This window comes from Streptomyces sp. NPDC058812 (assembly GCF_042744565.1).
Lineage (GTDB): Bacteria > Actinomycetota > Actinomycetes > Streptomycetales > Streptomycetaceae > Streptomyces > Streptomyces thinghirensis.
In genome coordinates, this window is record NZ_JBHYOB010000011.1 from 80,968 (window position 1) to 104,429 (window position 23,462).

The 23,462-nt window shown below is 71.8% G+C and carries 26 protein-coding genes; 11 read left to right on the forward strand and 15 right to left on the reverse strand.

Annotated elements, in window-relative coordinates; translation table 11 throughout:
* Window positions 1–69: 69 nt before the first annotated feature.
* Window positions 70–1,197: a zinc-dependent metalloprotease gene (locus ACFW48_RS23215; RefSeq protein WP_386317484.1), complete on the reverse strand. Its 1,128-nt coding sequence runs from the start codon at window positions 1,195–1,197 to the stop codon at window positions 70–72.
* A 408-nt stretch (window positions 1,198–1,605) separates the two neighbouring features.
* Entirely contained in the window at window positions 1,606–3,210 is a 1,605-nt protein-coding gene (dacB, locus tag ACFW48_RS23220; RefSeq protein WP_386317486.1) for a D-alanyl-D-alanine carboxypeptidase/D-alanyl-D-alanine-endopeptidase, read from the reverse strand.
* Window positions 3,211–3,289: 79 nt separating this feature from the next.
* On the opposite strand from dacB, the gene ACFW48_RS23225 reads away from it, so the two are divergent.
* A complete protein-coding gene (locus tag ACFW48_RS23225) occupies window positions 3,290–3,781 on the forward strand; it encodes an inorganic diphosphatase (protein WP_003975424.1) in 492 nt (163 codons plus the stop codon).
* 123 nt (window positions 3,782–3,904) lie between these two features.
* Window positions 3,905–5,614, forward strand: coding sequence for a threonine/serine exporter family protein (locus ACFW48_RS23230; protein WP_386317487.1), 1,710 nt, complete (start codon window positions 3,905–3,907; stop codon window positions 5,612–5,614).
* Window positions 5,615–5,640: 26 nt separating this feature from the next.
* Here the strand turns inward: ACFW48_RS23230 and ACFW48_RS23235 are convergent, their stop codons facing one another.
* Complete coding sequence (locus ACFW48_RS23235) at window positions 5,641–6,522, reverse strand: DedA family protein (protein WP_386317489.1); 882 nt, start codon at window positions 6,520–6,522, stop codon at window positions 5,641–5,643.
* A 136-nt stretch (window positions 6,523–6,658) separates the two neighbouring features.
* Between ACFW48_RS23235 and ACFW48_RS23240 the strand changes: the two genes are divergently transcribed.
* The gene (locus ACFW48_RS23240) at window positions 6,659–7,024 is read left to right on the forward strand and encodes a YbjQ family protein (RefSeq protein ID WP_055418637.1); all 366 of its coding nucleotides are present in this window, start codon (window positions 6,659–6,661) and stop codon (window positions 7,022–7,024) included.
* Window positions 7,025–7,045: 21 nt separating this feature from the next.
* On the opposite strand, the gene ACFW48_RS23245 is transcribed toward ACFW48_RS23240, so the two are convergent.
* The gene (locus tag ACFW48_RS23245) at window positions 7,046–7,807 is read right to left on the reverse strand and encodes a MerR family transcriptional regulator (RefSeq protein ID WP_386317490.1); all 762 of its coding nucleotides are present in this window, start codon (window positions 7,805–7,807) and stop codon (window positions 7,046–7,048) included.
* Window positions 7,808–7,906: 99 nt separating this feature from the next.
* Between ACFW48_RS23245 and ACFW48_RS23250 the strand changes: the two genes are divergently transcribed.
* Window positions 7,907–9,334, forward strand: coding sequence for a glutamate decarboxylase (locus ACFW48_RS23250; protein WP_386317492.1), 1,428 nt, complete (start codon window positions 7,907–7,909; stop codon window positions 9,332–9,334).
* A gap of 19 nt (window positions 9,335–9,353) precedes the next feature.
* Here the strand turns inward: ACFW48_RS23250 and ACFW48_RS23255 are convergent, their stop codons facing one another.
* The 5 genes from ACFW48_RS23255 to ACFW48_RS23275 all read right to left on the reverse strand — a co-directional run bounded on the left by ACFW48_RS23255 (window position 9,354) and on the right by ACFW48_RS23275 (window position 14,215).
* On the reverse strand, window positions 9,354–10,082 hold the full coding sequence (locus tag ACFW48_RS23255) for an ABC transporter permease (RefSeq protein ID WP_386317725.1): 729 nt from the start codon (window positions 10,080–10,082) through the stop codon (window positions 9,354–9,356).
* 65 nt (window positions 10,083–10,147) lie between these two features.
* A complete protein-coding gene (locus ACFW48_RS23260; protein WP_386317494.1) occupies window positions 10,148–11,089 on the reverse strand; it encodes an ATP-binding cassette domain-containing protein in 942 nt (313 codons plus the stop codon).
* Window positions 11,090–11,181: 92 nt separating this feature from the next.
* The gene (locus ACFW48_RS23265) at window positions 11,182–11,823 is read right to left on the reverse strand and encodes a PadR family transcriptional regulator (protein WP_386317496.1); all 642 of its coding nucleotides are present in this window, start codon (window positions 11,821–11,823) and stop codon (window positions 11,182–11,184) included.
* 31 nt (window positions 11,824–11,854) lie between these two features.
* A complete protein-coding gene (locus ACFW48_RS23270; protein WP_386317497.1) occupies window positions 11,855–13,315 on the reverse strand; it encodes an aldehyde dehydrogenase family protein in 1,461 nt (486 codons plus the stop codon).
* Between the two features lie 75 nt (window positions 13,316–13,390).
* Window positions 13,391–14,215, reverse strand: a complete 825-nt coding sequence (locus tag ACFW48_RS23275) for a helix-turn-helix domain-containing protein (protein WP_386317727.1) — start codon at window positions 14,213–14,215, stop codon at window positions 13,391–13,393.
* Between the two features lie 355 nt (window positions 14,216–14,570).
* Between ACFW48_RS23275 and ACFW48_RS23280 the strand changes: the two genes are divergently transcribed.
* Window positions 14,571–15,095, forward strand: a complete 525-nt coding sequence (locus ACFW48_RS23280; protein ID WP_386317499.1) for an ATP-binding protein — start codon at window positions 14,571–14,573, stop codon at window positions 15,093–15,095.
* A gap of 62 nt (window positions 15,096–15,157) precedes the next feature.
* Here ACFW48_RS23280 and ACFW48_RS23285 read toward each other — a convergent pair whose 3' ends face one another.
* The 5 genes from ACFW48_RS23285 to rpmG form a co-directional block, all read right to left on the reverse strand.
* A complete protein-coding gene (locus tag ACFW48_RS23285; RefSeq protein ID WP_386317501.1) occupies window positions 15,158–15,400 on the reverse strand; it encodes a DUF397 domain-containing protein in 243 nt (80 codons plus the stop codon).
* A 295-nt stretch (window positions 15,401–15,695) separates the two neighbouring features.
* Window positions 15,696–15,929 carry a 30S ribosomal protein S18 gene (gene rpsR / locus ACFW48_RS23290; RefSeq protein ID WP_210962616.1) on the reverse strand — a complete coding sequence of 78 codons (234 nt, stop codon included), beginning with the start codon at window positions 15,927–15,929 and terminating at the stop codon, window positions 15,696–15,698.
* A 4-nt stretch (window positions 15,930–15,933) separates the two neighbouring features.
* Window positions 15,934–17,142 carry a CobW family GTP-binding protein gene (locus ACFW48_RS23295; RefSeq protein ID WP_386317502.1) on the reverse strand — a complete coding sequence of 403 codons (1,209 nt, stop codon included), beginning with the start codon at window positions 17,140–17,142 and terminating at the stop codon, window positions 15,934–15,936.
* On the reverse strand, window positions 17,139–17,393 hold the full coding sequence (locus ACFW48_RS23300; protein ID WP_055418647.1) for a type B 50S ribosomal protein L31: 255 nt from the start codon (window positions 17,391–17,393) through the stop codon (window positions 17,139–17,141). The genes ACFW48_RS23295 and ACFW48_RS23300 overlap by 4 nt, the downstream gene beginning before the upstream one ends.
* A 7-nt stretch (window positions 17,394–17,400) precedes the next feature.
* Entirely contained in the window at window positions 17,401–17,565 is a 165-nt protein-coding gene (rpmG, locus tag ACFW48_RS23305; RefSeq protein WP_044382365.1) for a 50S ribosomal protein L33, read from the reverse strand.
* A gap of 71 nt (window positions 17,566–17,636) precedes the next feature.
* Between rpmG and rpmB the strand changes: the two genes are divergently transcribed.
* From rpmB to ACFW48_RS23320, 3 genes are all read left to right on the forward strand, one after another.
* On the forward strand, window positions 17,637–17,873 hold the full coding sequence (gene rpmB / locus ACFW48_RS23310; RefSeq protein ID WP_375921829.1) for a 50S ribosomal protein L28: 237 nt from the start codon (window positions 17,637–17,639) through the stop codon (window positions 17,871–17,873).
* A 24-nt stretch (window positions 17,874–17,897) separates the two neighbouring features.
* Window positions 17,898–18,203 (forward strand): 30S ribosomal protein S14, encoded by a 306-nt coding sequence (rpsN, locus tag ACFW48_RS23315; protein ID WP_386317503.1) that lies wholly within the window; start codon window positions 17,898–17,900, stop codon window positions 18,201–18,203.
* A 217-nt stretch (window positions 18,204–18,420) separates the two neighbouring features.
* Window positions 18,421–18,897: a hypothetical protein gene (locus tag ACFW48_RS23320; protein WP_386317505.1), complete on the forward strand. Its 477-nt coding sequence runs from the start codon at window positions 18,421–18,423 to the stop codon at window positions 18,895–18,897.
* Window positions 18,898–18,933: 36 nt separating this feature from the next.
* On the opposite strand, the gene ACFW48_RS23325 is transcribed toward ACFW48_RS23320, so the two are convergent.
* Window positions 18,934–20,100, reverse strand: a complete 1,167-nt coding sequence (locus ACFW48_RS23325) for a DUF2786 domain-containing protein (protein ID WP_386317507.1) — start codon at window positions 20,098–20,100, stop codon at window positions 18,934–18,936.
* 85 nt (window positions 20,101–20,185) lie between these two features.
* Between ACFW48_RS23325 and ACFW48_RS23330 the strand changes: the two genes are divergently transcribed.
* The 3 genes from ACFW48_RS23330 (at window position 20,186) to ACFW48_RS23340 (ending at window position 23,403) form a co-directional block, all read left to right on the forward strand.
* Window positions 20,186–20,818, forward strand: coding sequence for a LysE family translocator (locus tag ACFW48_RS23330; RefSeq protein WP_386317509.1), 633 nt, complete (start codon window positions 20,186–20,188; stop codon window positions 20,816–20,818).
* 80 nt (window positions 20,819–20,898) lie between these two features.
* Window positions 20,899–21,660 carry a Clp protease N-terminal domain-containing protein gene (locus ACFW48_RS23335; RefSeq protein ID WP_386317511.1) on the forward strand — a complete coding sequence of 254 codons (762 nt, stop codon included), beginning with the start codon at window positions 20,899–20,901 and terminating at the stop codon, window positions 21,658–21,660.
* 51 nt (window positions 21,661–21,711) lie between these two features.
* On the forward strand, window positions 21,712–23,403 hold the full coding sequence (locus ACFW48_RS23340; RefSeq protein WP_386317513.1) for a bifunctional 3'-5' exonuclease/DNA polymerase: 1,692 nt from the start codon (window positions 21,712–21,714) through the stop codon (window positions 23,401–23,403).
* Window positions 23,404–23,462: the final 59 nt, after the last annotated feature.

Consider the following 23,462-nt stretch of genomic DNA (forward strand, 5'->3'; position numbering starts at 1 on the left):
CTCGGACGGGTGATTGGAGGGGCGTTCGACTGCCGTCGGCCGGATTCGTTCACGCCCCGCCCGCGGGGCTCACGACTCCGGCTTGCGGTGCACCCGCGCGATCCAGTCCGCCGGTTTGGCGATCTCCGACTTGGTGGGGAGGGTGTTGGGCGAGGTCCAGACGCGGTTGAAGCCGTCCATGCCGCACTCGTCGACGACGGCCCGTACGAAGCGTTCGCCGTCCCGGTACTGGCGGAGCTTGGCGTCCAGGCCGAGCAGCTTGCGCAGCGCCAGGTCGAGGCGGGAGGCACCCTTGGCACGGCGCTGCTGGAACTTCTCGCGGATCTCCCCGACGCTCGGCACGACCGCCGGGCCGACGCCGTCCATCACGAAGTCGGCGTGGCCCTCCAGGAGGGACATCACGGCGGTGAGCCGGCCGAGGACCTCCCGCTGGGCCGGAGTCTGCACCAGCTCCACCAGCGACCGGCCGCCGTCGTCCTCCTCGGCCTCGGGGCGGCCCCCGGCGAGCGTCTGGGCGGCCTCGCGGACCCGCTCCAGCACGGTCATGGGGTCGACGTCGGTCTCCGCGAGGAACGACTGGATTTCGCCCTCCAGGTGGTCGCGCAGCCAGGGCACCGCCGTGAACTGCGTGCGGTGCGTCTCCTCGTGCAGGCAGACCCACAGGCGGAAGTCGTGGGGCTCGACGTCGAGTTCCCGCTCCACGTGCACGATGTTCGGCGCGACGAGCAGCAGCCGGCCGCCGCCGTTCGCACCGGCGGGGAGTTCGCGGGTGGCCGGGGCGAAGGTCTCGTACTGGCCGAGGACGCGCGAGGACAGGAACGACAGCAGCATGCCCAGCTCCACGCCGGTGACCTTGCCGCCGACGGCGCCGAGGACCGCGTTGCCCGCGCTGTTGCCGCGCCGCTCCTGCATCTTCTCCAGCAGGGGCTTGAGGATCTCCCGGAACCCGGCGACGTTCGCCCGGGCCCAGCCGGGGCGGTCGACGACGAGGACGGGGGTGTCGTGGGCCTCCTCGGTGGCCATACGAGTGAAGCCCCGGACGTGTTCCTCCGAGACTTTGGCATGGCGGCGAAGTTCCGCGACGACGGCCCTGGCCTCGTCGCGGCTCACTTCGGGGCCCGGCCGTACGAGCCGGGTCGCGGTCGCCACCGCGAGATTCCAGTCGACCATGCCGGAAGATGCGCCGATGCTCGTCATGCGTCAACGGTACGTGAGCGCTGGCGCTGGGGGCAGGCTGTGGCGGGCGGTGGGGTGCGGGCCGGGGGGTGCGCGGCCCGGCGTTGCGGGGTGCCTCCCCCACTCTCGGCTTCGCTCGAGCGGGAGGTGCCCCCACCGCCCACCCGTGCCGCCCCTGGGGGTACCTCCCAGGCCGTTCAGGCACTGGGGGAGGCACGACTGCCCGCAGCCAGGGCCTGTCTGACAATTCGCGTCGTCGCCCGAAGGGCAGCCTCGCGGCGTCAGGTGCGTGCTCTGGGGGTCCCCCCGGCCGGAGGCTGGGGGAGTGCCGGGCGTAGAGCCTCGTACTGGATGTACTTGGCTCTGCGCCCGGTGCGGCGAGAGCGCGTGCATGGCGTCGCGAGGCAGGCGGGAATTGTCAGACAGGCCCTAGGCGGGCCCGGATGCCAGGGTCGTCGCCAAGCGGTCCAAGGCGCTCTGGGCCGACCACGCGTCCGTCGTCTCGGAGGCCAGGAAGGCGAAGCCCAGGAGGCGGCCCTCTTCGGTGACCATGGTGCCGGCGAGGGTGTTGACGCCCGTCAGGGTGCCCGTCTTGGCGCGTACGAGGCCGGCCGCGCCGTCCGTGTAGCGGCTGGTCAGCGTGCCGGTGAAGCCGGCGACGGGGAGGCCGGTGAGGACGGGGCGGAGCTCGGGCCGGTCCGGGTCGGCGGCCTTGGCCAGCAGGGCGGTGAGCAGGTCGGCGGTGATCCGGTCGGTGCGGTCCAGGCCGCTGCCGTCGTGGAAGCGGGTGCCGCGCACCGGCAGGCCCAGCTGCTTCAGGCGGGCCGGAACGGCGGCGGAGACCCCGTCGAAGTCGGCGGCCTCGCCGGTCGCCAGGGCGGTGTGGCGGGCGAGTGCCTCGGCGAGGTCGTTGTCGCTGTTGGTCAGCATCCGCTCGACCAGGGACGCCAGCGGGGGCGAGGAGACGGTGGCGAGGGTGTCGGCGCGGTCGGTCGCCTTGGAGGGGCCGGGGGGCGACGCGGTGATGCCGTGCCGCTTCAGGAAGCCGGCGAAGGCGCGGGCGGCGTCGGCGGCCGGGTCGGGCACGCGCGGGGCGGGGCCGCTGGTCGAGTCGTCCGTGCGGGCCTCGTCGGCCATCAGGGCGGTGACGCGGGCGAGGTTCTCGTTGACCCCGATCGGGTGCATCTCCGTACCGGCGTAGAGCGTCGTGTCGTAGGACAGCGTCACCTTGCGCACGTCCCGCTTCTTCAGGGCGGTGGCGGTCTTCCCGGCGAGGGTGCGCAGGCTCGCGAGGCCGCGGGCGTCCTCGCGCGCGGTGAGGGTGGGATCGCCGCCGCCGACCAGGACGAGTTCGCCGGTGTCGGCCTCCAGGGCGGTGCGGGTGGTGAGGCGGTGGTCGGGGCCGAGGGCGGTGAGGGCGGCGACGGCGGTGGCGATCTTGGTGGTGGAGGCAGGGGTGAGGGGCGCGTCGGTGCCGAGGCCGTACAGCCGCTTGCCGGTGGTGAGGTCGACGACGGCCGCCCCTCGGCGGGTACCGAGCGCCGGGTCGTCGAGGAGGGGCCCGAGGACGTCCGCGAGTGCCCTGGCGCCCGGCGCCGCCTTGGCCCCGCCCGGTACTCCGCCGGAGGCGTCGCCGAGTCCCGCCAGGACGGAGTCGGCACTGGGCGCGGGGCGGGGAGCCCCGGACGTCGTACCGGACCCCCCGGATCCGCGGCCGTGATCTACGCCACCCGTGCGCTCCAGGGCGACGGCCCGGTCCCGCTCGGCCGTACGCTGACCCGTGGAGTCCCAGGGGCCGGCGGCGGTCACCACACCGGCGGCGAGAGCCAGCCCGGCGGTGGCGGCACCGGCGGTGTACTGCCAGGTCTTCGGCCTCGTGACCCGGGCGAGCTGCGGTGTCGTGGCCCGCGCGAACCGCGCGACCCGCGGTTTCGCGGCCCGCGCGGCGCGTGCCAGACGCGGACGTACGGCGCCCGCGGCGCGCACCACGTGCGGTCTCGCGGCCCGCCAAGGCCTCAGCTCTGGCACTATCACCAGCCCCTTTCGCGATCACACACCTGCGTGAGGGACACTTAATCACCAGAACTATGTGCTGATCATGGAGGAGCGTCCGGTGGAGTTCGACGTCACGATCGAGATCCCGAAGGGTTCGCGGAACAAGTACGAGGTGGACCACGAGACCGGTCGTATCCGCCTGGACCGCCGCCTCTTCACCTCGACCGCCTACCCGACCGACTACGGCTTCGTCGAGAACACCCTCGGCGAGGACGGCGACCCGCTGGACGCGCTGGTCATCCTGGACGAGCCGACCTTCCCGGGCTGCCTCATCCGCTGCCGCGCGATCGGCATGTTCCGGATGACGGACGAGGCCGGCGGCGACGACAAGCTGCTGTGCGTGCCGTCGACCGACCCGCGCGTGGAGCACCTGCGTGACATCCACCACGTGTCGGAGTTCGACCGCCTGGAGATCCAGCACTTCTTCGAGGTCTACAAGGACCTGGAGCCCGGCAAGTCCGTCGAGGGCGCCGACTGGGTGGGCCGCACCGAGGCCGAGGCCGAGATCGAGCGGTCCTACAAGCGCTTCAAGGACCAGGGCGGTCACTGATCACTGATCAGGCCGCTGCCGTAACGGGCCGCACGCGTGACGCGTGCGGCCCGTTCACGTTTGGCTGCGCATACTGAGGGCTACAGGCAGGAGGGTGTGTACGGACCAGGGAGCGTTGCGCAGGTGATAGAGGCGGAGGACCGCAAGCCGCAGTCGGACGAGGCCCACAGTGCCTTCCGGCCGCCCGGCTCAGTGGCGGCGCCGATCGACGGCGAGTCGTCGACGACGTCCGAGTTCGAGATCCCGCAGGGCCTGGCCGTCCCGCGGAACGCAGGCACGGAGTCCGAGACGACCTCGGAGTTCTCACTGCCGGAGGGACTGGACGTGCCGTCCGCCCCGCCCGCGGACGTCGAGGGGTCGGCGTTCACCACACCGAGCACGTACAGCGCGTGGACCGCACCGACCACCTTCACCCCGGCGAGCGGCTTCCCGGCGGTGAGCCTGACGGACGTGCCCTGGCAGGACCGGATGCGCGCGATGCTGCGCATGCCGGTGGCCGAGCGGCCCGCGCCCGAGACGGCGCAGCGGCACGACGACGACACCGGCCCCGCCGTCCCGCGCGTGCTCGACCTGACCCTGCGTATCGGGGAGCTGCTGCTGGCGGGCGGTGAGGGCGCCGAGGACGTGGAGGCGGCGATGTTCGCCGTCTGCCGGTCCTACGGCCTGGACCGCTGCGAGCCGAACGTCACCTTCACCCTGCTGTCGATCTCCCACCAGCCGTCCCTGGTCGAGGACCCGGTCACGGCCTCGCGGACGGTCCGCCGCCGGGGCACCGACTACACGCGGCTCGCGGCCGTCTTCCACCTCGTGGACGACCTCAGCGACCCGGACACGAACATCTCCCTGGAGGAGGCCTACCGCCGCCTCGCGGAGATGCGCCGCAACCGGCACCCGTACCCCACCTGGGTGCTGACCACGGCGAGCGGGCTGCTCGCGGGCGCGGCATCCGTGCTCGTCGGCGGTGGGCTGACCGTTTTCGTCGCGGCCATGCTGGGCTCGATGCTCGGCGACCGGCTGGCCTGGCTGTGCGCCGGGCGCGGGCTGCCGGAGTTCTACCAGTTCGCGGTGGCCGCGATGCCGCCGGCCGCGATGGGTATCGCGCTGACGCTGGTCCACGTCGACGTGAAGGCGTCGGCGGTCATCACCGGTGGCCTGTTCGCGCTGCTTCCGGGGCGGGCGCTGGTGGCGGGGGTGCAGGACGGGCTGACCGGCTTCTACATCACCGCGTCGGCACGTCTGCTGGAGGTCATGTACTTCTTCGTCAGCATCGTCGCCGGGGTGCTGATCGTGCTGTACTTCGGCGTCCAGCTGGGCGCCAAGCTCAATCCGGACGCCCAGCTGGGCACGGGCGACGAGCCGCTCGTCCAGATCGGCGCGTCGATGCTGCTGTCGCTGGCCTTCGCGATCCTGCTCCAGCAGGAACGATCCACCGTGCTGGCGGTCACCCTCAACGGGGGCGTCGCCTGGAGCGTGTACGGCGCGATGCACATCGCCGGTGACATCTCGCCGGTGGCGTCCACGGCCGCCGCGGCGGGGCTGGTGGGCCTGTTCGGGCAGCTGATGTCCCGGTACCGGTTCGCTTCGGCGCTGCCGTACACGACCGCGGCGATCGGGCCGCTGCTGCCCGGTTCGGCGACGTACTTCGGGCTGCTGGCGATCGCGCAGAGCGAGGTCGACAAGGGGCTCGTGTCCCTGTCGACGGCCGTGGCGCTCGCCATGGCCATCGCCATCGGGGTGAACCTCGGTGGGGAGATCTCGCGGCTGTTCCTGAAGGTGCCCGGCGCCGCGAGTGCGGCGGGGCGCCGGGCGGCGAAGCGGACGCGGGGGTTCTAGCGTCGGGTGCCTACGGGCAAGGAACCTCAGTACCCCTGGTTGTAGGGGGACTGCCCGCCCTGCTGGTCGCCGTACGGCTGCTGACCGTGTCCCTGCGGGTACTGCTGCGCGTACGGCTGCTGCTGGCCGTAGGGCTGGTTGCCGTAACTCTGGTCGTACGACTGCTGCTGCGGCTGGGGCGGGTACGGGTCCACCCTGCGGAGCTGGGTCGTGGCGTCGTCCATGACCGGGTACGGGGGCTGCTGGTACTGCTGCCGCACCGGCGTCGGCTGCGGCTCGGCGGCGGCGCGCTTCTTCTTGCCGCGTTCGCGGAGGTACTCGATGGCGATCGGGACGACGGAGAGCACGACGATCAGGACGAGGATCGGCTCGACGTTGGTCCGGATGAACTCGATCTGGCCGAGCCAGTAGCCCGCGAGGGTGACGCCCGAGCCCCAGGCCACGCCGCCGACGATGTTGTACGTCAGGAAGGTGCGGTACTTCATGCGGCCGGCGCCCGCCACGATGGGGGCGAAGGTGCGCACGATCGGCACGAAGCGGGCCAGGACGATCGCCTTGGGACCGTACTTCTCCATGAACTCGTGGGCCTTGTCCAGGTTCTCCTGTTTGAAGAGCTTGGAGTTGGGGCGATTGAAGAGCTTGGGACCGAGGAACTTGCCGATCATGTAGCCCACTTGGTCGCCGATGACGGCGGCCAGCACGATCAGGGTGCACACCAGCCACAGCGGCTGGCTGATGTACTCGCCCTGGGCGACGAAGAGGCCCGCGGTGAACAGCAGCGAGTCGCCGGGCAGGAACGCGAAGAGGCCGGACTCGGCGAAGACGATGAGCAGGATGCCGGGCAGAGCGAAGGTCTCGATCAGATAGTCCGGGCTGAGCCACTCGGGGCCGAGCGCAAGGGTGGTCACGGGATTGTGGCTCCTGCTGCTGGGGGGAGGCGGGCTGGGACCTGGCTGCCCAAACGTATAACGCAGCCGTGGCGTTCCAGGTTCCACGGGAGTCCTGGGGGTGCACTGTGACGTCCCCCGGGGAAACCTGAGAACCATGGGTATTGAAGAATACGGCGGCGGACAGGGTCCTCAGCCCGAGGTGCTCGTCGTGACCACGAACGACCTGCCGGGCCATCGCGTGCAGGAAGTGCTGGGGGAGGTTTTCGGACTGACCGTGCGCTCCCGGCACCTGGGGAGCCAGATCGGTGCCGGACTGAAGTCGATGATCGGCGGTGAGCTGCGCGGTCTCACCAAGACGCTGGTCGAGACCCGCAACCAGGCCATGGACCGCCTCGTCGAGCAGGCACGCGCGCGTGGGGCCAACGCGGTGCTGGCGTTCCGCTTCGACGTGACGGAGGCGGCGGACGTGGGCACCGAGGTGTGCGCGTACGGGACGGCGGTGGTCGTGGCCCGGGAGTGAGACCCGGGCCACGACCACCGCTCAGGGGGTGTGCCGGGCGGCGTTCGCGAGGATCGCGTCGCGCATGTAGGCGGCGAGGCCCGGCCCCGCGGCGTCGATGTTTCGCGTGAAACGTTCGTCCGATACGTACATCTCGCCCAGGCAGGTGTGCATCTCGTACCCGCAGTCGTAGTGGTTGCGGGCGATCCCCTGCCGGTGGTCCTCGGCGGCGTCCATGGCCGCCTCGGAGTCGGCGGGCTCACCGGCCTCCATCAGGGCGACGAAGCGCCGGGTCAGCTCGTCGGCCTCGTTCTGGACGCGCTGCCAGTCCTCCTTGGTGTACGAGGCGGTCTTCTGCCGCGACTGGCGGTAGGCGTCGGTGTCGCCCCAGCGTTCCCGGACCTCCTCCTGGTACTGGTCGGGGTCGAAGTCGCCGAAGACCTCGAACTTCTCCTCGGGCGTGAGGTTGATGCCCATGCTGCGTGCCTCCATGGCCTGCTCCACGGCCGCCGCCATCTTCTCCAGCTTCTCGATCCGGGCGGTCAGCAGCTCGTGCTGGCGGCGCAGGTGCGCGCGCGGGTCCGCGGCCGGGTCATCGAGCAGGGCGGCGACCTCGTCGAGCGGGAAGCCCAGCTCCCGGTAGAACAGGATCTGCTGCAGCCGGTCGAGGTCGGCGTCGCTGTAGCGCCGGTGGCCCGCGTGGCTGCGCTCGCTGGGTACGAGCAGGCCGATGTCGTCGTAGTGGTGCAGGGTGCGCACCGTCACTCCGGCGAAGCCGGCGACCTGTCCTACGGAGTAGCTCACTTCCGCTCCTTCCTCTGACGCCCTCCACGCTGCCGCCTCACGTGACGTGAGGTGCAAGCCCGAGTGCGGGGTCCGGGCCCCGGACCTACCGTCGACTGCATGCCACTGCACCAGGGCCCCCACGCGTCCCACGACGACGACCGTGACCGGCGCCGGCTCGCCGTCAACCCGTTCCACGGCGCTACGAACCCGCTCGGCGGCATGACCGAGGCGCCGCCGGTCCACCGGCTCCCCGACTCCCCGCTGCCCCCGGAGACGGCGTACCGGCTGGTCCACGACGAGCTGATGCTGGACGGCAACGCGCGGCTGAACCTGGCCACCTTCGTCACCACCTGGATGGAGCCGCAGGCCGGGGTGCTGATGAGCGAGTGCCGGGACAAGAACATGATCGACAAGGACGAGTATCCGCGCACCGCCGAGCTGGAGCGGCGCTGCGTGGCGATGCTCGCCGACCTGTGGCACGCGCCCGACCCGTCGGCGGTGGTGGGCTGTTCGACGACCGGATCGAGCGAGGCGTGCATGCTGGCCGGGATGGCGCTGAAGCGGCGGTGGGCGCTCCGCAACGCCGACCGGTACCCGGCGAAGGATGTGCGGCCCAATCTCGTCATGGGCGTGAACGTCCAGGTCTGCTGGGACAAGTTCTGCAACTTCTGGGAGGTCGAGGCCCGGCAGGTGCCGATGGAGGGCGACCGCTTCCACCTCGACCCGCAGGCCGCCGCCGAGCTGTGCGACGAGAACACCATCGGGGTCGTCGGCATCCTCGGCTCCACCTTCGACGGGTCCTACGAGCCGGTCGCCGACCTGTGCGCGGCCCTGGACGCGCTCCAGGAACGGACCGGTCTGGACGTCCCGGTGCACGTCGACGGGGCCTCCGGTGCCATGGTCGCGCCCTTCCTCGACGAGGACCTGGTGTGGGACTTCCGGCTGCCGAGGGTCGCCTCCATCAACACCTCGGGGCACAAGTACGGCCTCGTCTACCCCGGCGTCGGCTGGGCGCTGTGGCGGGACACGGACGCGCTGCCCGAGGAGCTGGTCTTCCGGGTCAACTACCTGGGCGGCGACATGCCGACCTTCGCGCTGAACTTCTCCCGGCCCGGCGCTCAGGTGGTCGCGCAGTACTACACCTTCCTGCGGCTGGGCCGCGAGGGCTACCGGGCGGTGCAGCAGGCCTCGCGGGACATCGCGCGGGGGCTCGCCGCGCGGGTGGCGGCGCTCGGCGACTTCCGGCTGCTCACGCGCGGCGACCAGCTGCCGGTGTTCGCCTTCACGACGGCCGACGACGTGACGGCGTACGACGTGTTCGACGTCTCCCGGCGGCTGCGGGAGGGCGGCTGGCTGGTGCCCGCGTACACCTTCCCGCCGCACCGCGAGGACCTGTCCGTGCTGCGCGTGGTGTGCCGCAACGGCTTCTCGGCCGACATGGCCGACCTGCTGGTGGAGGAGTTGGAGCGGCTGCTGCCCGCCCTGCGCCGGCAGCCGCGCCCGCTGACCGGTGACAAGGGCGCGGCGACCGCTTTCCACCACTAGGGCTCGCCCGAGCCCCCTCTCAGCGGCTGAGGCGCGCGAACCGCCGTACCGCCAGTGGGAAGAACACCGCGAGCAGGGCCAGCGGCCAGGCGACGGCCGCCCAGACGTGGCCGGGCTCGCCGCCGGGGCCGCCGAACAGGTCGCGTACGGCCGTGGCGGTCTGGGACATGGGGTTGTACTGGACGACCGTGCCGAGCCAGCCGGGCATGGCCTCCGGCGTGGCGAAGGCGTTGGAGAGGAAGCCGACCGGCCAGACCAGGATCTGCACCGCCTGGACCAGCTCCGGCTTTCCGGCCACCAGCGCCAGGAAGATGCCGATCCACAGCATCGCGAACCGGAAGAGCAGCAGCAGGCCCACCGCCCCCAGGAAGGCGCCGGGGCCGCCCTGCGCCCGCCAGCCGAGCGCGTACCCTACGGCGATCAGCACCGTGAGGCCGAGCGCCGACTGGAGCATGTCGGCGGCCGAACGGCCCACCAGCACCGCTCCGTTGGCCATCGGCAGGGAACGGAAGCGGTCGACGACGCCCTTGTCGACGTCCCGGGTGACGGCGACCATCGTGCCCTCCAGGCCGAAGGCCATGGTGAGGGCCAGCATCCCGGGCATCAGGTAGTCGAGGTAGTCGCCGCTGACGCCCCGGCCGCCGCCGACCAGGTAGCCGAACATCAGCAGCAGCATCACCGGGAAGACCAGATTGACGACCACCGCGACCGGCTGCCGCGCCCAGCGGGCCAGTTCCCGGCGGGTCATGGTCCAGGAGTCGGTCAGGGCGTACGTCGCGGTGCTCGTGACGGTGTTCGTGACGGTGCTCGTACTCACACGGCCTCCTTGGTGCGGTCGGTGAGGTGCAGGAACACCTCGTCCAGGGTCGGGCGGCGCAGGGCCACGTCCTCCGCCTCCACACCGGCCACCTCCAGCGCCCGTACGACGCCGGAGAGCGCCGCCATGCGGTCGGTGACCGGCGCGCTGAGCAGCCGGCGGTCGGGGTCGACGCGGACGCCGGTGAGGGGCAGCAGGGCCGCCGCGGCGGTCAGTTGTCCGGCGTCGCGCAGGACGACGTCGACGCGGTCGCCGCCGGTGGCGGCCTTCAGTTCGTCCGCGGTGCCGTCGGCGACGACCCGGCCGGCGTCGACGACCGAGATGCGGTCGGCGAGCTGGTCGGCCTCCTCCAGGTACTGGGTGGTGAGCAGGACCGTCGTACCGCCGTCGACCAGGGAGCGGACCGAGTCCCACACCTCGGCGCGGCCGCGCGGGTCGAGGCCGGTGGTCGGTTCGTCCAGGAAGAGCACCTCCGGTTCGGTGATCAGGGACGCGGCGAGGTCCAGGCGGCGCCGCATACCGCCGCTGTAGGCACCGACCGGTTTGCGCCCGGTGTCGGCGAGGTCGAAGCGGGCGAGCAGTTCGTCGGCACGCGCGCGTGCCCGTCGGGCGCCAAGGTGGTGGAGGCGGCCGAACATCTCCAGGTTCTGCCGGCCGCCGAGTTCCTCGTCGAGCGCCGCGTGCTGGCCGAGCAGGCCGATGCGCAGCCGTACGGCGTACGCCTGGGTGAGGACGTCGTGTCCGGCCACCTCGACCCGGCCCGCGTCGGGACGCAGGAGGGTGGACAGGATCCGGACCAGCGTCGTCTTGCCCGCGCCGTTCGGGCCCAGTACGCCGTGCACCGTGCCGCGCGTGACCGTGAGGTCGAGTCCGTCCAGCGCGTCCTTGCTGCCGTATTTCTTGCGTGCCCCTTCGACGGTGATCGCCGTGTCGGTCACTGGGACTCCTCCATTAGTCAAACTTGACTACCAGCGGAGGAGCGTATGCCCACCGAGACAGTTAGTCAAACTTGATTAATCGATCCGACGCTTCAGTCTTGATCTCCGGGATGCGGTTCCCCCGCACCGAACGGGTTCTCCTCGCCCTCACCCAGGACGCCGACGAACGGCTCGCCCTCCCCGGCGAACGTATACGCCCCGCCCCGGATGCGCCCGATCAGCGCGCGGGTCCACTCGGCGCCGGCGTCGGCGGAGTGCACCCAGAGGTTCATGATCTCGCCGATATGGCCGAGCTGCCCGGGGCCCTCCTCGGGCGTGTAGTACTCGGTGACGGACCTGCGCCACTTCTGGATGGCCCGGATCCGCTCCTCCAGCAGCGCCAGCACCTCGTCGCGTTCGAGGTCGACCATCAGGCCGAGCCCGGCGGAGAGCACGTCCGGCTTCTGGTCGTAGGCGGTCAGGGACGCGCGCAGGAGGCCGAAGAACTCCTCGGTCCCCTTCTCCGTGATCTCGTACTCGGTGCGCGGCGGGCCGCCGGCGGTCGACGGGGCGATCTCGTGCGCGTGCAGCAGGCCCTGCTTGGCCATCTGCTTCAGCGCGTGGTAGATCGAGCCGGGCTTGGCGTTGGACCACTCGTGCGCGCCCCAGTACTCCAGGTCGTTGCGCACCTGGTAGCCATGGGCCCGCCCGTGCTGGCGGACCGCGCCGAGCACCAGGAGACGGATCACTGACATGGGTCCAGCCTAGGCCGACCCGGGGTCCGGACTAGAAGGGGAACCCGCTCCGGCCGTGCTGCACCGAGATCCACTTCTGGGTGGTGAAGGCGTCCAGCATGGTGTCGCCGTTGAGGCGGCCGATGCCGGAGTGCTTCTCGCCGCCGAAGGGCACGATCGGCTCGTCGTGCACGGTCCCGTCGTTCACGTGGAACATGCCGGTGTCGATCCGCTTGGCGAAGTCGACGCCACGCTCGATGTTCCCGGTGTGCACGGCGCCGCTCAGGCCGTACGGGGTGTCGTTGACGAGGCGCACGGCCTCCTCCTCGCCGTCGAACGGGACGAGGAAGGCGACCGGGCCGAAGACCTCCTGCTGGAGCAGGGCGGAGTCGGCGGGCAGGCCGGTCAGGACGGAGGGCTCGACGAGGTTGTCCGTGACGGTGCCGCGCACCAGGGCCGTGGCGCCCTCGGCGACGGCCTGCTCGACGACGCCCGATATGGCGTCCGCCTGCGAGGAGTTGATCACCGGGCCGATGACGGTCGACGGGTCGCGCGGGTCGCCGGCCTTGAGGGTCCTGACCTTGGCGACGAACTTCTCGGTGAACTCGTCGGCCACCGAGCGGTCGACCAGGACGCGGTTGGCGGCCATGCAGACCTGGCCCTGGTGGACGAAGCGGCTGAAGACCGCGGCGTCGACCGCGTAGTCGACGTCGGCGTCGTCGAGGACCACCAGGGCGCTGTTGCCACCGAGTTCGAGGACCGAGCGCTTGAAGTTCGCGGCGCAGACGGTGGCCACGTGGCGGCCGACCTTGTCGGATCCGGTGAAGGAGATCACCTTCGGGACCGGGTGCTCCAGGAAGGCGTCGCCTATCTCCGCGATGTCGGTGACGACCACGTTCAGCAGGCCGCCGGGCAGGCCGGCGTCCTCGAAGAGCTTCGCGATCAGGGTGCCGCCGACGATCGGCGTGTTCTGGTGCGGCTTGAGGACGACGCCGTTGCCGAGGGCGAGGGCCGGGGCGACCGACTTCAGGGAGAGGAGGAAGGGGAAGTTGAAGGGGCTGATGACGCCCACGACACCGACCGGCACCCGGTAGACGCGGTTCTCCTTGCCGTCGACCGGCGAGGGGATGATCCGGCCCTCGGGGCGCAGCGACAGGTGGACCGCCTCGCGCAGGAACTCCTTGGCGAGGTGCAGCTCGAAGGCGGCCTTCAGGCGGGTGCCGCCCAGCTCGGCGATGATCGCCTCGCTGATCTCCGCCTCGCGGTCCTCCACGAGGCGCAGCACCTTCTCGAACACCGCGCGGCGCGCGTACGGGTTCGTCGCCGCCCACTGCTTCTGCGCGCGCTCGGCGGCCCGGTACGCGGCGTCGACCTCCTCGACCGTGGCTATCGTGACCGAGGCCAGCTTCTCGTTGTCGTACGGGTTGAAGTCGATGATGTCCCAGGAACCGGTGCCCGGGCGCCACTCGCCGTCGATGTACTGCTGGGCGAGGTCGGTGAAGTACGACGACATGTGATCCCTCAATCCCCTTAGCTGCCGCAGCCGCCGCGAGCGAGCCGCCTGATCGAGCGTCATCGTACTTACGTTTCAGGAGAGTTGGAGGAGTCCCCGCAGAAGGTCCCGGCTCTCGTCCGGGCCCGGGCTGTCCTGCTGGAGTTCCTTCAGCGCCGTCTCGTACTGGGTGACGTCCTCGTGCTTGTCGAGGTACAGCGCGCTCGTCAGCTGCTCCAGGTAGACGACGTCCGACAGGTCGGACTCGGGGAAGCTGAGGATCGTGAACGCGCCACTCTCGCCGGAGTGCCCGCCGAAGCCGAACGGCATGATCTGCAGCCGCACGTTGGGGTGTTCGGACATCTCGATGAGGTGCTGGAGCTGCCCGCGCATCACCTCGCGGTCGCCGTACGGGCGGCGCAGCGCGGCCTCGTCCAGGACGATGTGGAACTCGGGCGCGTTCTCGGCGACGAGGTGCTTCTGCCGCTCCAGGCGCAGCGCCACCCGCCGCTCGACGTCCGCCTCGCCGGCGCCCTTCATGCCGCGCCGGACGACCGCGCGGGCGTACTCCTCGGTCTGCAGCAGGCCGTGCACGAACTGGACCTCGTAGACCCGGAGCAGCGAGGCGGCGCCCTCCAGGCCCACGTAGGTGGGGAACCAGCTGGGCAGTACGTCGGAATAGCTGTGCCACCAGCCGGCGACGTTGGCCTCCTTGGCCAGGGACAGCAGGGAGGCGCGCTCCTGCTCGTCCGTGATGCCGTACAGCGTCAGCAGATCCTCGACGTCCCTCGTCTTGAAGCTCACCCGGCCCAACTCCATCCGGCTGATCTTCGACTCCGAGGCGCGGATCGAGTAGCCCGCCGCCTCTCGCGTGATCCCCCGCGTCTCACGCAGTCGCCTGAGTTGTGATCCGAGCAGCATGCGCCGCACCACCGATCCGGGCTCTCCCGCGCTCACGTTCGCCGCCTCCCCAACCGTCTTCAGGGGCCGAAGTCTGCCACTAAAACACTCCGAGCAGTACTCGTCCGGTTACGGAAACGGAATCGAGCCAAAGGAAACGCTCGGGATCATGCGCGGAGCGGCCAGGAAGTGGCCGCCCCGCGAGATGAAGAGGGGGCGAAGATGACGGAAAAATTGACCAACAAGCGGTACGGGCAGGCCTATTTCGGTCACGTGCACGTGCATCTGCCCTTGCATCTGCGGTACGCATCCGAAAACATGGTCCCGCACCACCGCGCCGCATCGCTACGACCGCGAATTCCCGGGAGTGCCTCGCATGGGGACGAATGGATCGACCATGCTCGAGCCGTTACGGCAGGGCCTTCCGCCACTCGACCCCGCGGCCGTGTCCAACGCCGCCTCCTGCGCCCTGCCGCCGCGTTACGAAGCGGTGCGCGAGGCCCGGAGATTCACCCGCAGAACGCTCGACGGCTGGGACACGGGTGACCGTTTCGACGATGTCTGCCTGGTGGTCTCCGAACTCGTCACCAACGCCCTGCGGCACGCGCTGCCGGCCGACACGCCGCGACACGGCGAGCAGAACGGCCCGGTCCGGCTGCATCTGATGCGCTGGACCGAGCGCCTGGTGTGCGCGGTGCGCGACCCCAGCCACGACAGTCCGGTGGCCCGCGAGACGGACGACTTCTCGGCGGAGTCGGGCCGGGGCCTGTTCCTCGTCGACTCCTTCAGCGACAGCTGGGGCTGGCACCCGCTCGCCGGGACGCTCAACGGCAAGGTGGTCTGGGCGCTGTTCCGGCTCCAGAAGCCCGACGACATGACGGACCGGCCCACCTACGAGTGACGACGAGCCGCGACGCCCGCCCGCGCCGCGGTTCTACGCGTGTCAGCTCGCGTCTACGCGTGTCAGCTCGTGATCAGGTGGTCGAACTCGCCGTCCTTGACGCCCAGCAGCATGGCCTCGATCTCGGCGCGGGTGTAGACGAGCGCGGGGCCGTCGGGGAAGCGGGAGTTGCGCACCGCCACGCCGCCGTCGGGCAACCGCGCGAACTCCACGCAGGATCCCTGCGAGTTGCTGTGCCGGCTCTTCTGCCAGGCCACGTCGTGCAACTGCGTGGCGGCCATGCCGTTGTACACGTCGTGGTCCACAGGTCGCTCCCCGGTGGTGCACTGGCTGATGTGGCCATTGATGCAGTGGTCAACTGATCCGGATCATAACCCTGTTCAACGTGCAGATGCACGAGCAAATGCACGTGCACGCGCGGTGTTCCCGTGGTTACAGCCTTGACGGCCGCTTTACCCGAAAGCCCTTGCCCTCTTTGACGCCCGCTCCCGAGAAGTCGTTCCCGCGTATGCCCCCGGATTCCAAGAACATGCGACAACATGCAACAACACCGGGGGCCCGCTCACGGTGAGCGGGCCCCCGGTGCGCGCGGGTCAGGCGTCAGCGCGTGCCGTACGGCAGCAGTGCCATCTCGCGCGCGTTCTTGATCGCCCTGGCCAGCTGCCGCTGCTGCTGGGACGTCACACGGGTGACGCGGCGGCTGCGGATCTTGCCTCGGTCGGAGACGAACTTCCGCAACAGGTCGGTGTCCTTGTAGTCGATGTACGTCACTCCGGCCTGGTCCAGGGGGTTGGGCCGCTTCCCGGCGGGCTTGCGGTCGCTCTTGCGTGGCATGGGGTCAGACCTCCAGGAGGGTGTCGAATGCGGGCGGCAGCCGCTCCCAGGCGGCCTGCCCCGCGGCGTACTCGGCGTCGGTCAGCAGGCAGGACTCCAGGAGCCGTGCCAGGCCGTCGCGGTCGAGGCCGGGGGACGTGAAGACCAGGTGCTGGCAGCGGTCGCCGTGCTCGGGGTGCCAGTCCAGCGCGGCGGCGGCGCGGCGCACCGGCGGTACCAGTTCCCAGGCGGCGTCGGGCAGCGACGCGAGCCAGGGCCCCGCGCTCTCCACGCACAGGGCTCCGCCCGCGGCGTCCCAGTGCAGCAGCGTGTCCGTCTTGCCGGCGAGCCAGAACCGGCCCCGGCTGCGGGCGGCGGCACAGGTCAGGTCCTCCAGCGCCGCGTACAGCCGCTCCGGGTGGAAGGGGCGGCGCCGGTGCCAGACGAGCGTGGCGACGCCGTGCGCGTCGGCCTCGGCAGGCAGCAGGGCGCAGGCCGGGTGCTGGGCCGCCGCCGCGGCCTCCACGTCGAAGCCGGCGAGGGCGGCCCGCGCCAGCTCCGAGGGTGCGGCGGGTGTGCCCGCCGGGCAGTCGCCGTGGCCGATCGGGACCCGGCGGGCCGTCGGATGGAGCTGGGCCAGCAGCTCGCGGTCCTCCTCGTCGGCCTCCGGGGCGCCGGGGAGGGAGTCGGCGAGGGCGAGCACGGGGGCGTACTCCAGCTGGCGCGCGAAGGTGTCGGCGACGGTGCGCTGGTCGGTGGCCGCGGCGGCGAGGCCGCCCTCGGCGAGGTCGTCGCCGTTGCCGAGGTACGGCAGCACCAGTGCCGGGTCGACGGCGGTGATCACGCCGGTGACGGTGAAGCCGCCGGCCGTCACCACCTCCGCCATGGCCTTGGGCTCGACGGAGTCCCACAGCTCGACGACCGCCAGCGGGGTGCCTCCGGCGTCCGCGAGCCGCTCCAGCTCGGGGACGAGGTCCTCGCGCAGGGCGCAGCAGGCGCAGTCGTTGACCAGCGGCGCCTCACCGGCGGACAGGACGCCGGTGGCGTCCCGGACGGTACGGACGACCGTGCCCGCCGCGGCCGTCGCCAGGTCGTGGTGGAGGACGACGCTGCCGGGCACGTCGGCCAGCAGCCGCGCCACGGCCGCCCTGCGGGCGTCGGCGTGCAGCCCGCCGACGATCACCACCGGCAGGGCCGGGCGGCCGGGGTGGTCCGGGTGGTCCGGCCCGCTCATGCCCCGTCCCGCTTTCCGTACCGCCGCTCGAAGCGCTCCACGCGGCCGGCCGTGTCCAGGACGCGGGCGGTGCCGGTGTAGAAGGGGTGGCTGACGTTCGAGATCTCGACGTCGACGACCGGGTAGGTGTGGCCGTCCTCCCACTCGATGGTGCGCTCGCTGGTCATGGTCGAGCGGGTGAGGAAGGCGTAGTCCGCGGCGCGGTCGCGGAAGACGACCGGGCGGTACTCGGGGTGGATTCCCTTGCGCATGGCGGGGTCAGCGCTCCTCTCGGAAGTCGACGTGACGACCGGCGACCGGGTCGTACTTGCGCAGGGTCAGCCGGTCCGGGTCGTTGCGGCGGTTCTTGCGGGTGACGTAGGTGAAGCCGGTCCCGGCGGTGGACCGGAGTTTGATGACCGGACGGAGTTCGTTGCGTGCCATGCTGGTATCTTACTGAAAATGAATTCCATTAACAGCTAGGACCGTCCGGTCCGAAGGAGAGGTACGTCACCGTGTCCGCCCACTGCATGCTGACCGGCACCCGACCCGGCTTCGGCAACCGCATCTCCCACTCCCACCGGCGGACCTCCCGCCGCTTCGACCCCAACATCCAGACCAAGCGCTACTGGCTGCCGAGCGAGAGCCGGCACGTACGGCTGCGGCTGAGCACGAAGGCGATCAAGACGGTCGACGCGATCGGCGTCGAGGCGGCCGTGGCGCGCATCCGCGCGCGCGGGGTGAAGGTCTAAGAGGACTGAGGGGCTGAGGAGCCGATGGCGAAGAAGAGCAAGATCGCGAAGAACGAGCAGCGCCAGGAGACCGTCGCGCGGTACGCCGCGCGCCGGGCCGAGTTGAAGGAGATCGTCCGCCGGCCGTCCTCCACGGAGGCCGAACGGCTCGCCGCCCAGCGGGAACTGCGCCGGCAACCTCGCGACGCGAGCCCCACGCGCGTGCGCAACCGCGACCAGGTCGACGGGCGCCCACGCGGCTACTTCCGCGTCTTCGGACTGTCCCGGGTGAACCTGCGTGAGCAGGCACACGCCGGACATCTGCCGGGAGTTCGCAAGTCGTCCTGGTAGGTCGTCCTGGTAGCTTGCGGCTGTCTTGGGGCCGACCCGGCCGTCCGGCTACAGCTTGGAGCTTCCGGTGACACTGGTGACTGCGACTGCGACTGCGACTGCGACTGCGACTGCGACTGCGGAGAGTACGGCGAGCACCGCGGACGCGACGAGTACGGCCGCGGGTGCGCGCGGGCCGCGCGGGTGGACGGCGCGGCGGTCCGCGCGGGCCGCGGCCGTGGCCGTCGGGCTGGTGGGCGCACTGGCGCTGACCGCGTGCACCGACGGCGGCGACTCCGACGACGGCGGCTCGGGCGGGGACAAGTCCTCGGCCGCGCCCAGCGCCTCCGCGAGCGCGGGCCCCGGCGGCGGCAGCGGCGGATCACCGTCCGCGCCCGCGGGTGAACTGGAGGGCAGCTGGCTGGCCACCACCGACGGCCAGGCCGTCGCGCTGATGGTCACCGGCGACAAGGCCGCCCTCTTCGCCACGGGCGGGACCGTGTGCAGCGGCACCACGGGCGAGGACTCCGGCACCCGGACGATCCGTCTGAAGTGCACCGACGGCAGCGACGACCGGGCCACCGGCACCGTCGAGTCGGTCGACGGGACATCCCTCAAGGTGACGTGGCAGGGCGGCCTCGGCGAGGAGGCGTACACCAAGTCGGAGGGCGGGTCGCTGCCGCCCGGACTGCCGACGGCCGGCCTCGGCTCCTGACCCGCGCCCCTGGCCCCGCGCAGTGCGGGGCGGCGGCTACGCCAGTGGCCGTCGGCGGTCGACCCGGGCGTCGTCCGCCGCGCGGGTGCCCTCCGTCCAGCCCGCCGCGTCGCCGGCGCCGCGCAGTCGGGTCGTCGTCGTCTCCGGGAACATGCGCTCCATACGGTCCGTGACCGCGACCTCTCGGGAGGCGAGGACCGGCAGGAGGTCCACGTCCGTCGTCGTGCCGGACTCGGCGGTGGCCGCGTCCGTCGCCGCCCGGAGCCGGGCGCCCGCGCGGTGGGCGTAGGCGGCGAGGAACGACTGACGGAAGGTCTTGGTGCGCTTGCGCCCGCCGGCGCGCTGCGCGGCCTCCGCCTTCGTCATCGCGGCCTCGGCCTGCACCAGCAGGGAGGTGTAGAGGAGTTCGACCGCCTCCAGGTCGGCCTCGAAGCCGACGACGGTGGAGAAGCCGAGGGGTTCGTTCCACACGGCCCGGCAGTGGTTCGCGTCGGCCACCGCGTCCAGCAGCACCGCCTTGGCCTGCTCGTACGGCGGCTCCACCCCGATCCGGCAGGCCCCCGGGGCGTCGGGCGAGGGCGCGTGGGCCGACAGCAGCGCCTTGTCGATGCTGTGCCGGGCCATCAGCTCCTGCGCCTTGGCACTGAGCGCCTCCGCCTCCTCCGGATACCCGGTCGCCTCCGCCTTGGCGAGCAGCGCGCGGATGCGGGCGAGGGCGCGGGACTCCGGCCGGTTCTCCCGACGGGACGCCTCACCCGTGGCGCCCGGCACGCCCGCCGTCCCCGGCTCCCCCGGCTCCAGGGGCTCGAGCGTGGGCAGGCGCAGCAGCAGGCGGTACAGCTCCAGTACGGCGGTGGCGTGCGAGAAGCGGTCGGTGCGGGGCGGCGCCTGGTCCGGCATGTCGTCGAGCTGCGCGGTCCAACGGGGGCCGCGCGGGCGGTCGTACGGCGCCTGGGCCCGGATCAGTGCCGCCACCAGCCGTACGTGGACGTCGCCCAGCTCGCGCCGCACGATCCGTACGAGGTCGGCGGGCTGCCAGCCGCGCCGCCAGGCCGCAGCGACGAACTCCGCCCCGCGCCGGGCGAGTTCCGCGTCCGCCGCCGGGTCGGCGGCGAGCAGCGAGGCGGCGGTGTCGAGGGCGTCGTCTGCGGCGTCGTACAGGGCGGTCTCGAAGGCACGGTCGACGGTGCGGGGCGTACTCACCCGGCGATGGTGCCACGGCCCCCGGCCCGTCTCACTCCGTGGAATTCGGCCGAGGCCGTACCGCCCGGCGTCGAGCATGGCGCGCATGGTGGACATGACTCTCTACGCGGCGTTCCTCGTCGCCGCCTTCGCGCTGTGCGTCACCCCGGGGCCCGACATGATGTTCATCGTGGCGATGGGCGGGCGGGGCGGCCCCACGGCGGGGGTGATGGCCGCGTTCGGGGTGGCCTGCGCGATGCTGGTGCACGCGGTCGCCGCGGCGCTCGGGCTGTCGGCCCTGTTCACGACGCTGCCGACGCTGTACCACGTACTGCGCTGGGCGGGTGCCGCCTACCTGCTGTACCTGGCGGTGAAGGCCTTCCGGGACCGTTCGGTGCCCGGTGGGGACGACGCGGCGCCCCGGGGCGCGGGAATGCGGCGGGCCTTCTGGCAGGGCGCGATCACCAACCTGCTCAATCCCAAGGTGATCCTCTTCAACGTGGCGTTCCTGCCGCAGTTCGTCGACCCCTCGCTCGGGCACGTCCCCGGCCAGTTGCTGCTGCTCGGCGGCACCCTCGTGGTGATGGGCTTCCTGTGGGACGGCTTCGTCGGGCTGCTGTCCGGGCGGCTGGCGGGCCTCCTCGGGCGCAGCACCCGGGTGAACCGCTGGTTGAACATCGTCTCCGGGACGGTGTTCACGGGGCTTGCGGTGCGGCTGGTGGTGGCGTCGCCGAAGTAGCCGGAGGCCCGTCGAGAAAACTGAAGACGACTGTCAACCAACGGTTGACACCCTCTCCCAGCGCAACCTACGGTTGACACATGACGACGAACCCGAGCATCACGTCATCCGTACGACTCGACGAACTCATCACCGCGATCAAGAAGGTGCACCCGGAGCCCCTCGAACAGCTCCAGGACGCCGTCATCGCCGGCGAGCATCTCGGTGAGGTGGCCGATCACCTCATCGGCCACTTCGTGGACCAGGCCCGGCGTTCGGGCGCGTCCTGGACGGACATCGGCAAGAGCATGGGCGTCACCCGGCAGGCGGCGCAGAAGCGCTTCGTGCCCAAGGAGTCGGCCGACCTGGACGCGAGCCAGGGCTTCAGCCGCTACACGCCCCGCGCGCGCAACGCCGTGATGGCCGCCCACAACGCCGCCAAGACCGCGGGCAACGCCGAGGGCGTGCCCGAGCACCTCGTCCTCGGCCTGCTCACCGAACGCGAGAGCCTCTCCGCCAAGGCGATCGCCGCCCAGGGCGTGACCCTCGACGCGGTCCGCGCGGCGGCGACCGCGGCCCTCCCGCCCGGCGCCGCGGAGGTTCCCGAGCTGGTGCCCTACGGCCCCGCGGCCAAGAAGGTCCTCGAACTCACCTTCCGCGAGGCCCTGCGCCTCGGCCACAACTACATCGGCACCGAGCACATCCTGCTCGCCCTGCTGGAGCACGAGCACGGCGAGGGCGTACTCAGCGGGCTCGGACTCGACAAGGAGGCCACCGAGCGGTACGTCACCGAGGTGCTGGCGGAGTTCATCGAGGTCACCGGGAAGACCGAGGAGACGGAGCCCGGGCGGGGAGAGGGCTGAGGCCCGGCCCGCCGAGGGGGCGTTGTCAGTCCCTCCTGCGACACTCGCGACATGGCCGACCGGTGGGCACTCGCCGAGGCCGAGGACGGTGGCGTGGAGGTCGCTCCCCTCGGCCCCGACGGGCTGCCCGCCGGACCGGTGCGGCGGGAGGCCGGCCTCGCCGAGGCCGTGCGGAGCAGGCCGGACGTCGCGCGCTGGGTGTGGCGGTCCACCGCCGAGACCGCTCCGCGCCTGCTCGCCGCGGGGGTGCGGGTGGAGCGGTGCTACGACGTGGAGGCCGCCGAAACCCTCCTGCTCGGCCACGAGGGCCGGTACGGGGAACCGCGCTCGGCCGCGGCGGCCCTGGCCAGGCTGCGCGGCGACCCGGTACCGCCCGACCCGCCACAGCGCTCCGCCGAGCCCGGGGCGCAGTCCCCGCTCTTCGAGCCCCAGGCCGTCCACCTGCCGCTGGACGACCTGCTCGCCGTCTACGCCGAGCAGCAGCGCCGCCACGACCGGTCCGCACACCCCGACCGGATGCGGCTGCTGACGGCCGCCGAGTCGGCGGGGATGCTGGTCGCCGCCGAGATGAACCGCTCCGGGCTGCCCTGGCGGGCCGACGTGCACCGGGAGGTACTGCACGACCTGCTCGGCGAGCGGTACGCGGGAGGGGGCGAGCCGCGCCGCCTGGCCGAGCTGGCCGAGGAGGTGTCCGCGGCGTTCGGGCGCCGGGTGCGGCCCGATCTGCCCGCCGACGTGGTCAAGGCGTTCGCGCGGGCCGGGATCAAGGTCGGCTCCACCCGCCGGTGGGAGATCGAGTCGGTCGACCATCCGGCCGTGAAACCGCTGATCGAGTACAAGAAGCTGTACCGGATCTGGGTCGCCCACGGCTGGTCCTGGCTCCAGGACTGGGTGCGCGACGGACGGTTCCGCCCCGAGTTCCTGGCCGGCGGCACCGTCACCGGACGCTGGGTGACCAACGGCGGGGGCGGACTGCAGATACCCAAGGTGATCCGGCGGGCCGTCGTCGCCGACCCGGGCTGGCGGCTGGTCGTCGCCGACGCCGACCAGATGGAGCCCCGCGTGCTGGCGGCGATCTCCCGTGACCCCGGCCTGATGGAGGTGGCCGGCCGCGAGACCGACCTCTACCAGTCGGTGTCCGACCGCGCCTTCTCCGGCGACCGCGCCCAGGCCAAACTCGCCGTCCTCGGCGCGGTCTACGGCCAGACCTCCGGCGACGGCCTGAAGAACCTCGCCGCGCTCAGACGCCGCTTCCCCCGGGCGGTCGCGTACGTCGACGACGCGGCACGCGCGGGCGAGGAGGGGCGGCTCGTGCGGACCTGGCTGGGGCGCACCTGCCCACCGGCGGCCGGGGCGGCCGACGGTGCCGAGGAGGCGGGTCTGCCGCAGGACGACCCCTCCGACGCGCCGGGCCAGGCGCAGGAGTGGGTGCCCGGCTACGCCTCCACCAACGCCCGCGCGCGAGGCCGCTTCGCCCGCAACTTCGTCGTCCAGGGCAGCGCCGCCGACTGGGCCCTGCTGCTGCTCGCCGCGCTGCGGCAGGCCTGTGCGGACAAGTCGGCGGAGCTGGTCTTCTTCCAGCACGACGAGGTGATCGTGCACTGCCCCGAGGAGGAGGCGGACGCCGTCGTCGCGGCGATCCGGGAAGCGGCGGAGCTGGCGGGACGGCTGACGTTCGGCCGGACGCCGGTGCGGTTCCCGTTCACGACGGCGGTGGTGGAGTGCTACGCGGACGCCAAGTGATCAGACGATGCGTCTCATCAGCCGGTTCGTCTCAACAGTCGGTGCGACTCAACCAGTCG

Excerpts from the sequence above, each read along its gene's own strand:
- ACFW48_RS23265 (WP_386317496.1), bottom strand. The coding sequence starts at position 11,823 with ATGTCAGTGATCCGTCTCCTGGTGCTCGGCGCGGTCCGCCAGCACGGG.
- ACFW48_RS23300 (WP_055418647.1), bottom strand. The coding sequence starts at position 17,393 with ATGCGCAAGGGAATCCACCCCGAGTACCGCCCGGTCGTCTTCCGCGAC.
- ACFW48_RS23280 (WP_386317499.1), top strand. The coding sequence starts at position 14,571 with ATGGGGACGAATGGATCGACCATGCTCGAGCCGTTACGGCAGGGCCTT.
- ACFW48_RS23335 (WP_386317511.1), top strand. The coding sequence starts at position 20,899 with ATGACGACGAACCCGAGCATCACGTCATCCGTACGACTCGACGAACTC.
- ACFW48_RS23240 (WP_055418637.1), top strand. The coding sequence starts at position 6,659 with ATGGGTATTGAAGAATACGGCGGCGGACAGGGTCCTCAGCCCGAGGTG.
- ACFW48_RS23295 (WP_386317502.1), bottom strand. The coding sequence starts at position 17,142 with ATGAGCGGGCCGGACCACCCGGACCACCCCGGCCGCCCGGCCCTGCCG.
- ACFW48_RS23250 (WP_386317492.1), top strand. The coding sequence starts at position 7,907 with ATGCCACTGCACCAGGGCCCCCACGCGTCCCACGACGACGACCGTGAC.
- ACFW48_RS23255 (WP_386317725.1), bottom strand. The coding sequence starts at position 10,082 with ATGACCCGCCGGGAACTGGCCCGCTGGGCGCGGCAGCCGGTCGCGGTG.
- ACFW48_RS23330 (WP_386317509.1), top strand. The coding sequence starts at position 20,186 with ATGGTGGACATGACTCTCTACGCGGCGTTCCTCGTCGCCGCCTTCGCG.
- rpmG (WP_044382365.1), bottom strand. The coding sequence starts at position 17,565 with ATGGCACGCAACGAACTCCGTCCGGTCATCAAACTCCGGTCCACCGCC.
- ACFW48_RS23270 (WP_386317497.1), bottom strand. The coding sequence starts at position 13,315 with ATGTCGTCGTACTTCACCGACCTCGCCCAGCAGTACATCGACGGCGAG.
- ACFW48_RS23340 (WP_386317513.1), top strand. The coding sequence starts at position 21,712 with ATGGCCGACCGGTGGGCACTCGCCGAGGCCGAGGACGGTGGCGTGGAG.
- rpsR (WP_210962616.1), bottom strand. The coding sequence starts at position 15,929 with ATGCCACGCAAGAGCGACCGCAAGCCCGCCGGGAAGCGGCCCAACCCC.
- ACFW48_RS23215 (WP_386317484.1), bottom strand. The coding sequence starts at position 1,197 with ATGACGAGCATCGGCGCATCTTCCGGCATGGTCGACTGGAATCTCGCG.
- rpsN (WP_386317503.1), top strand. The coding sequence starts at position 17,898 with ATGGCGAAGAAGAGCAAGATCGCGAAGAACGAGCAGCGCCAGGAGACC.
- ACFW48_RS23275 (WP_386317727.1), bottom strand. The coding sequence starts at position 14,215 with ATGCTGCTCGGATCACAACTCAGGCGACTGCGTGAGACGCGGGGGATC.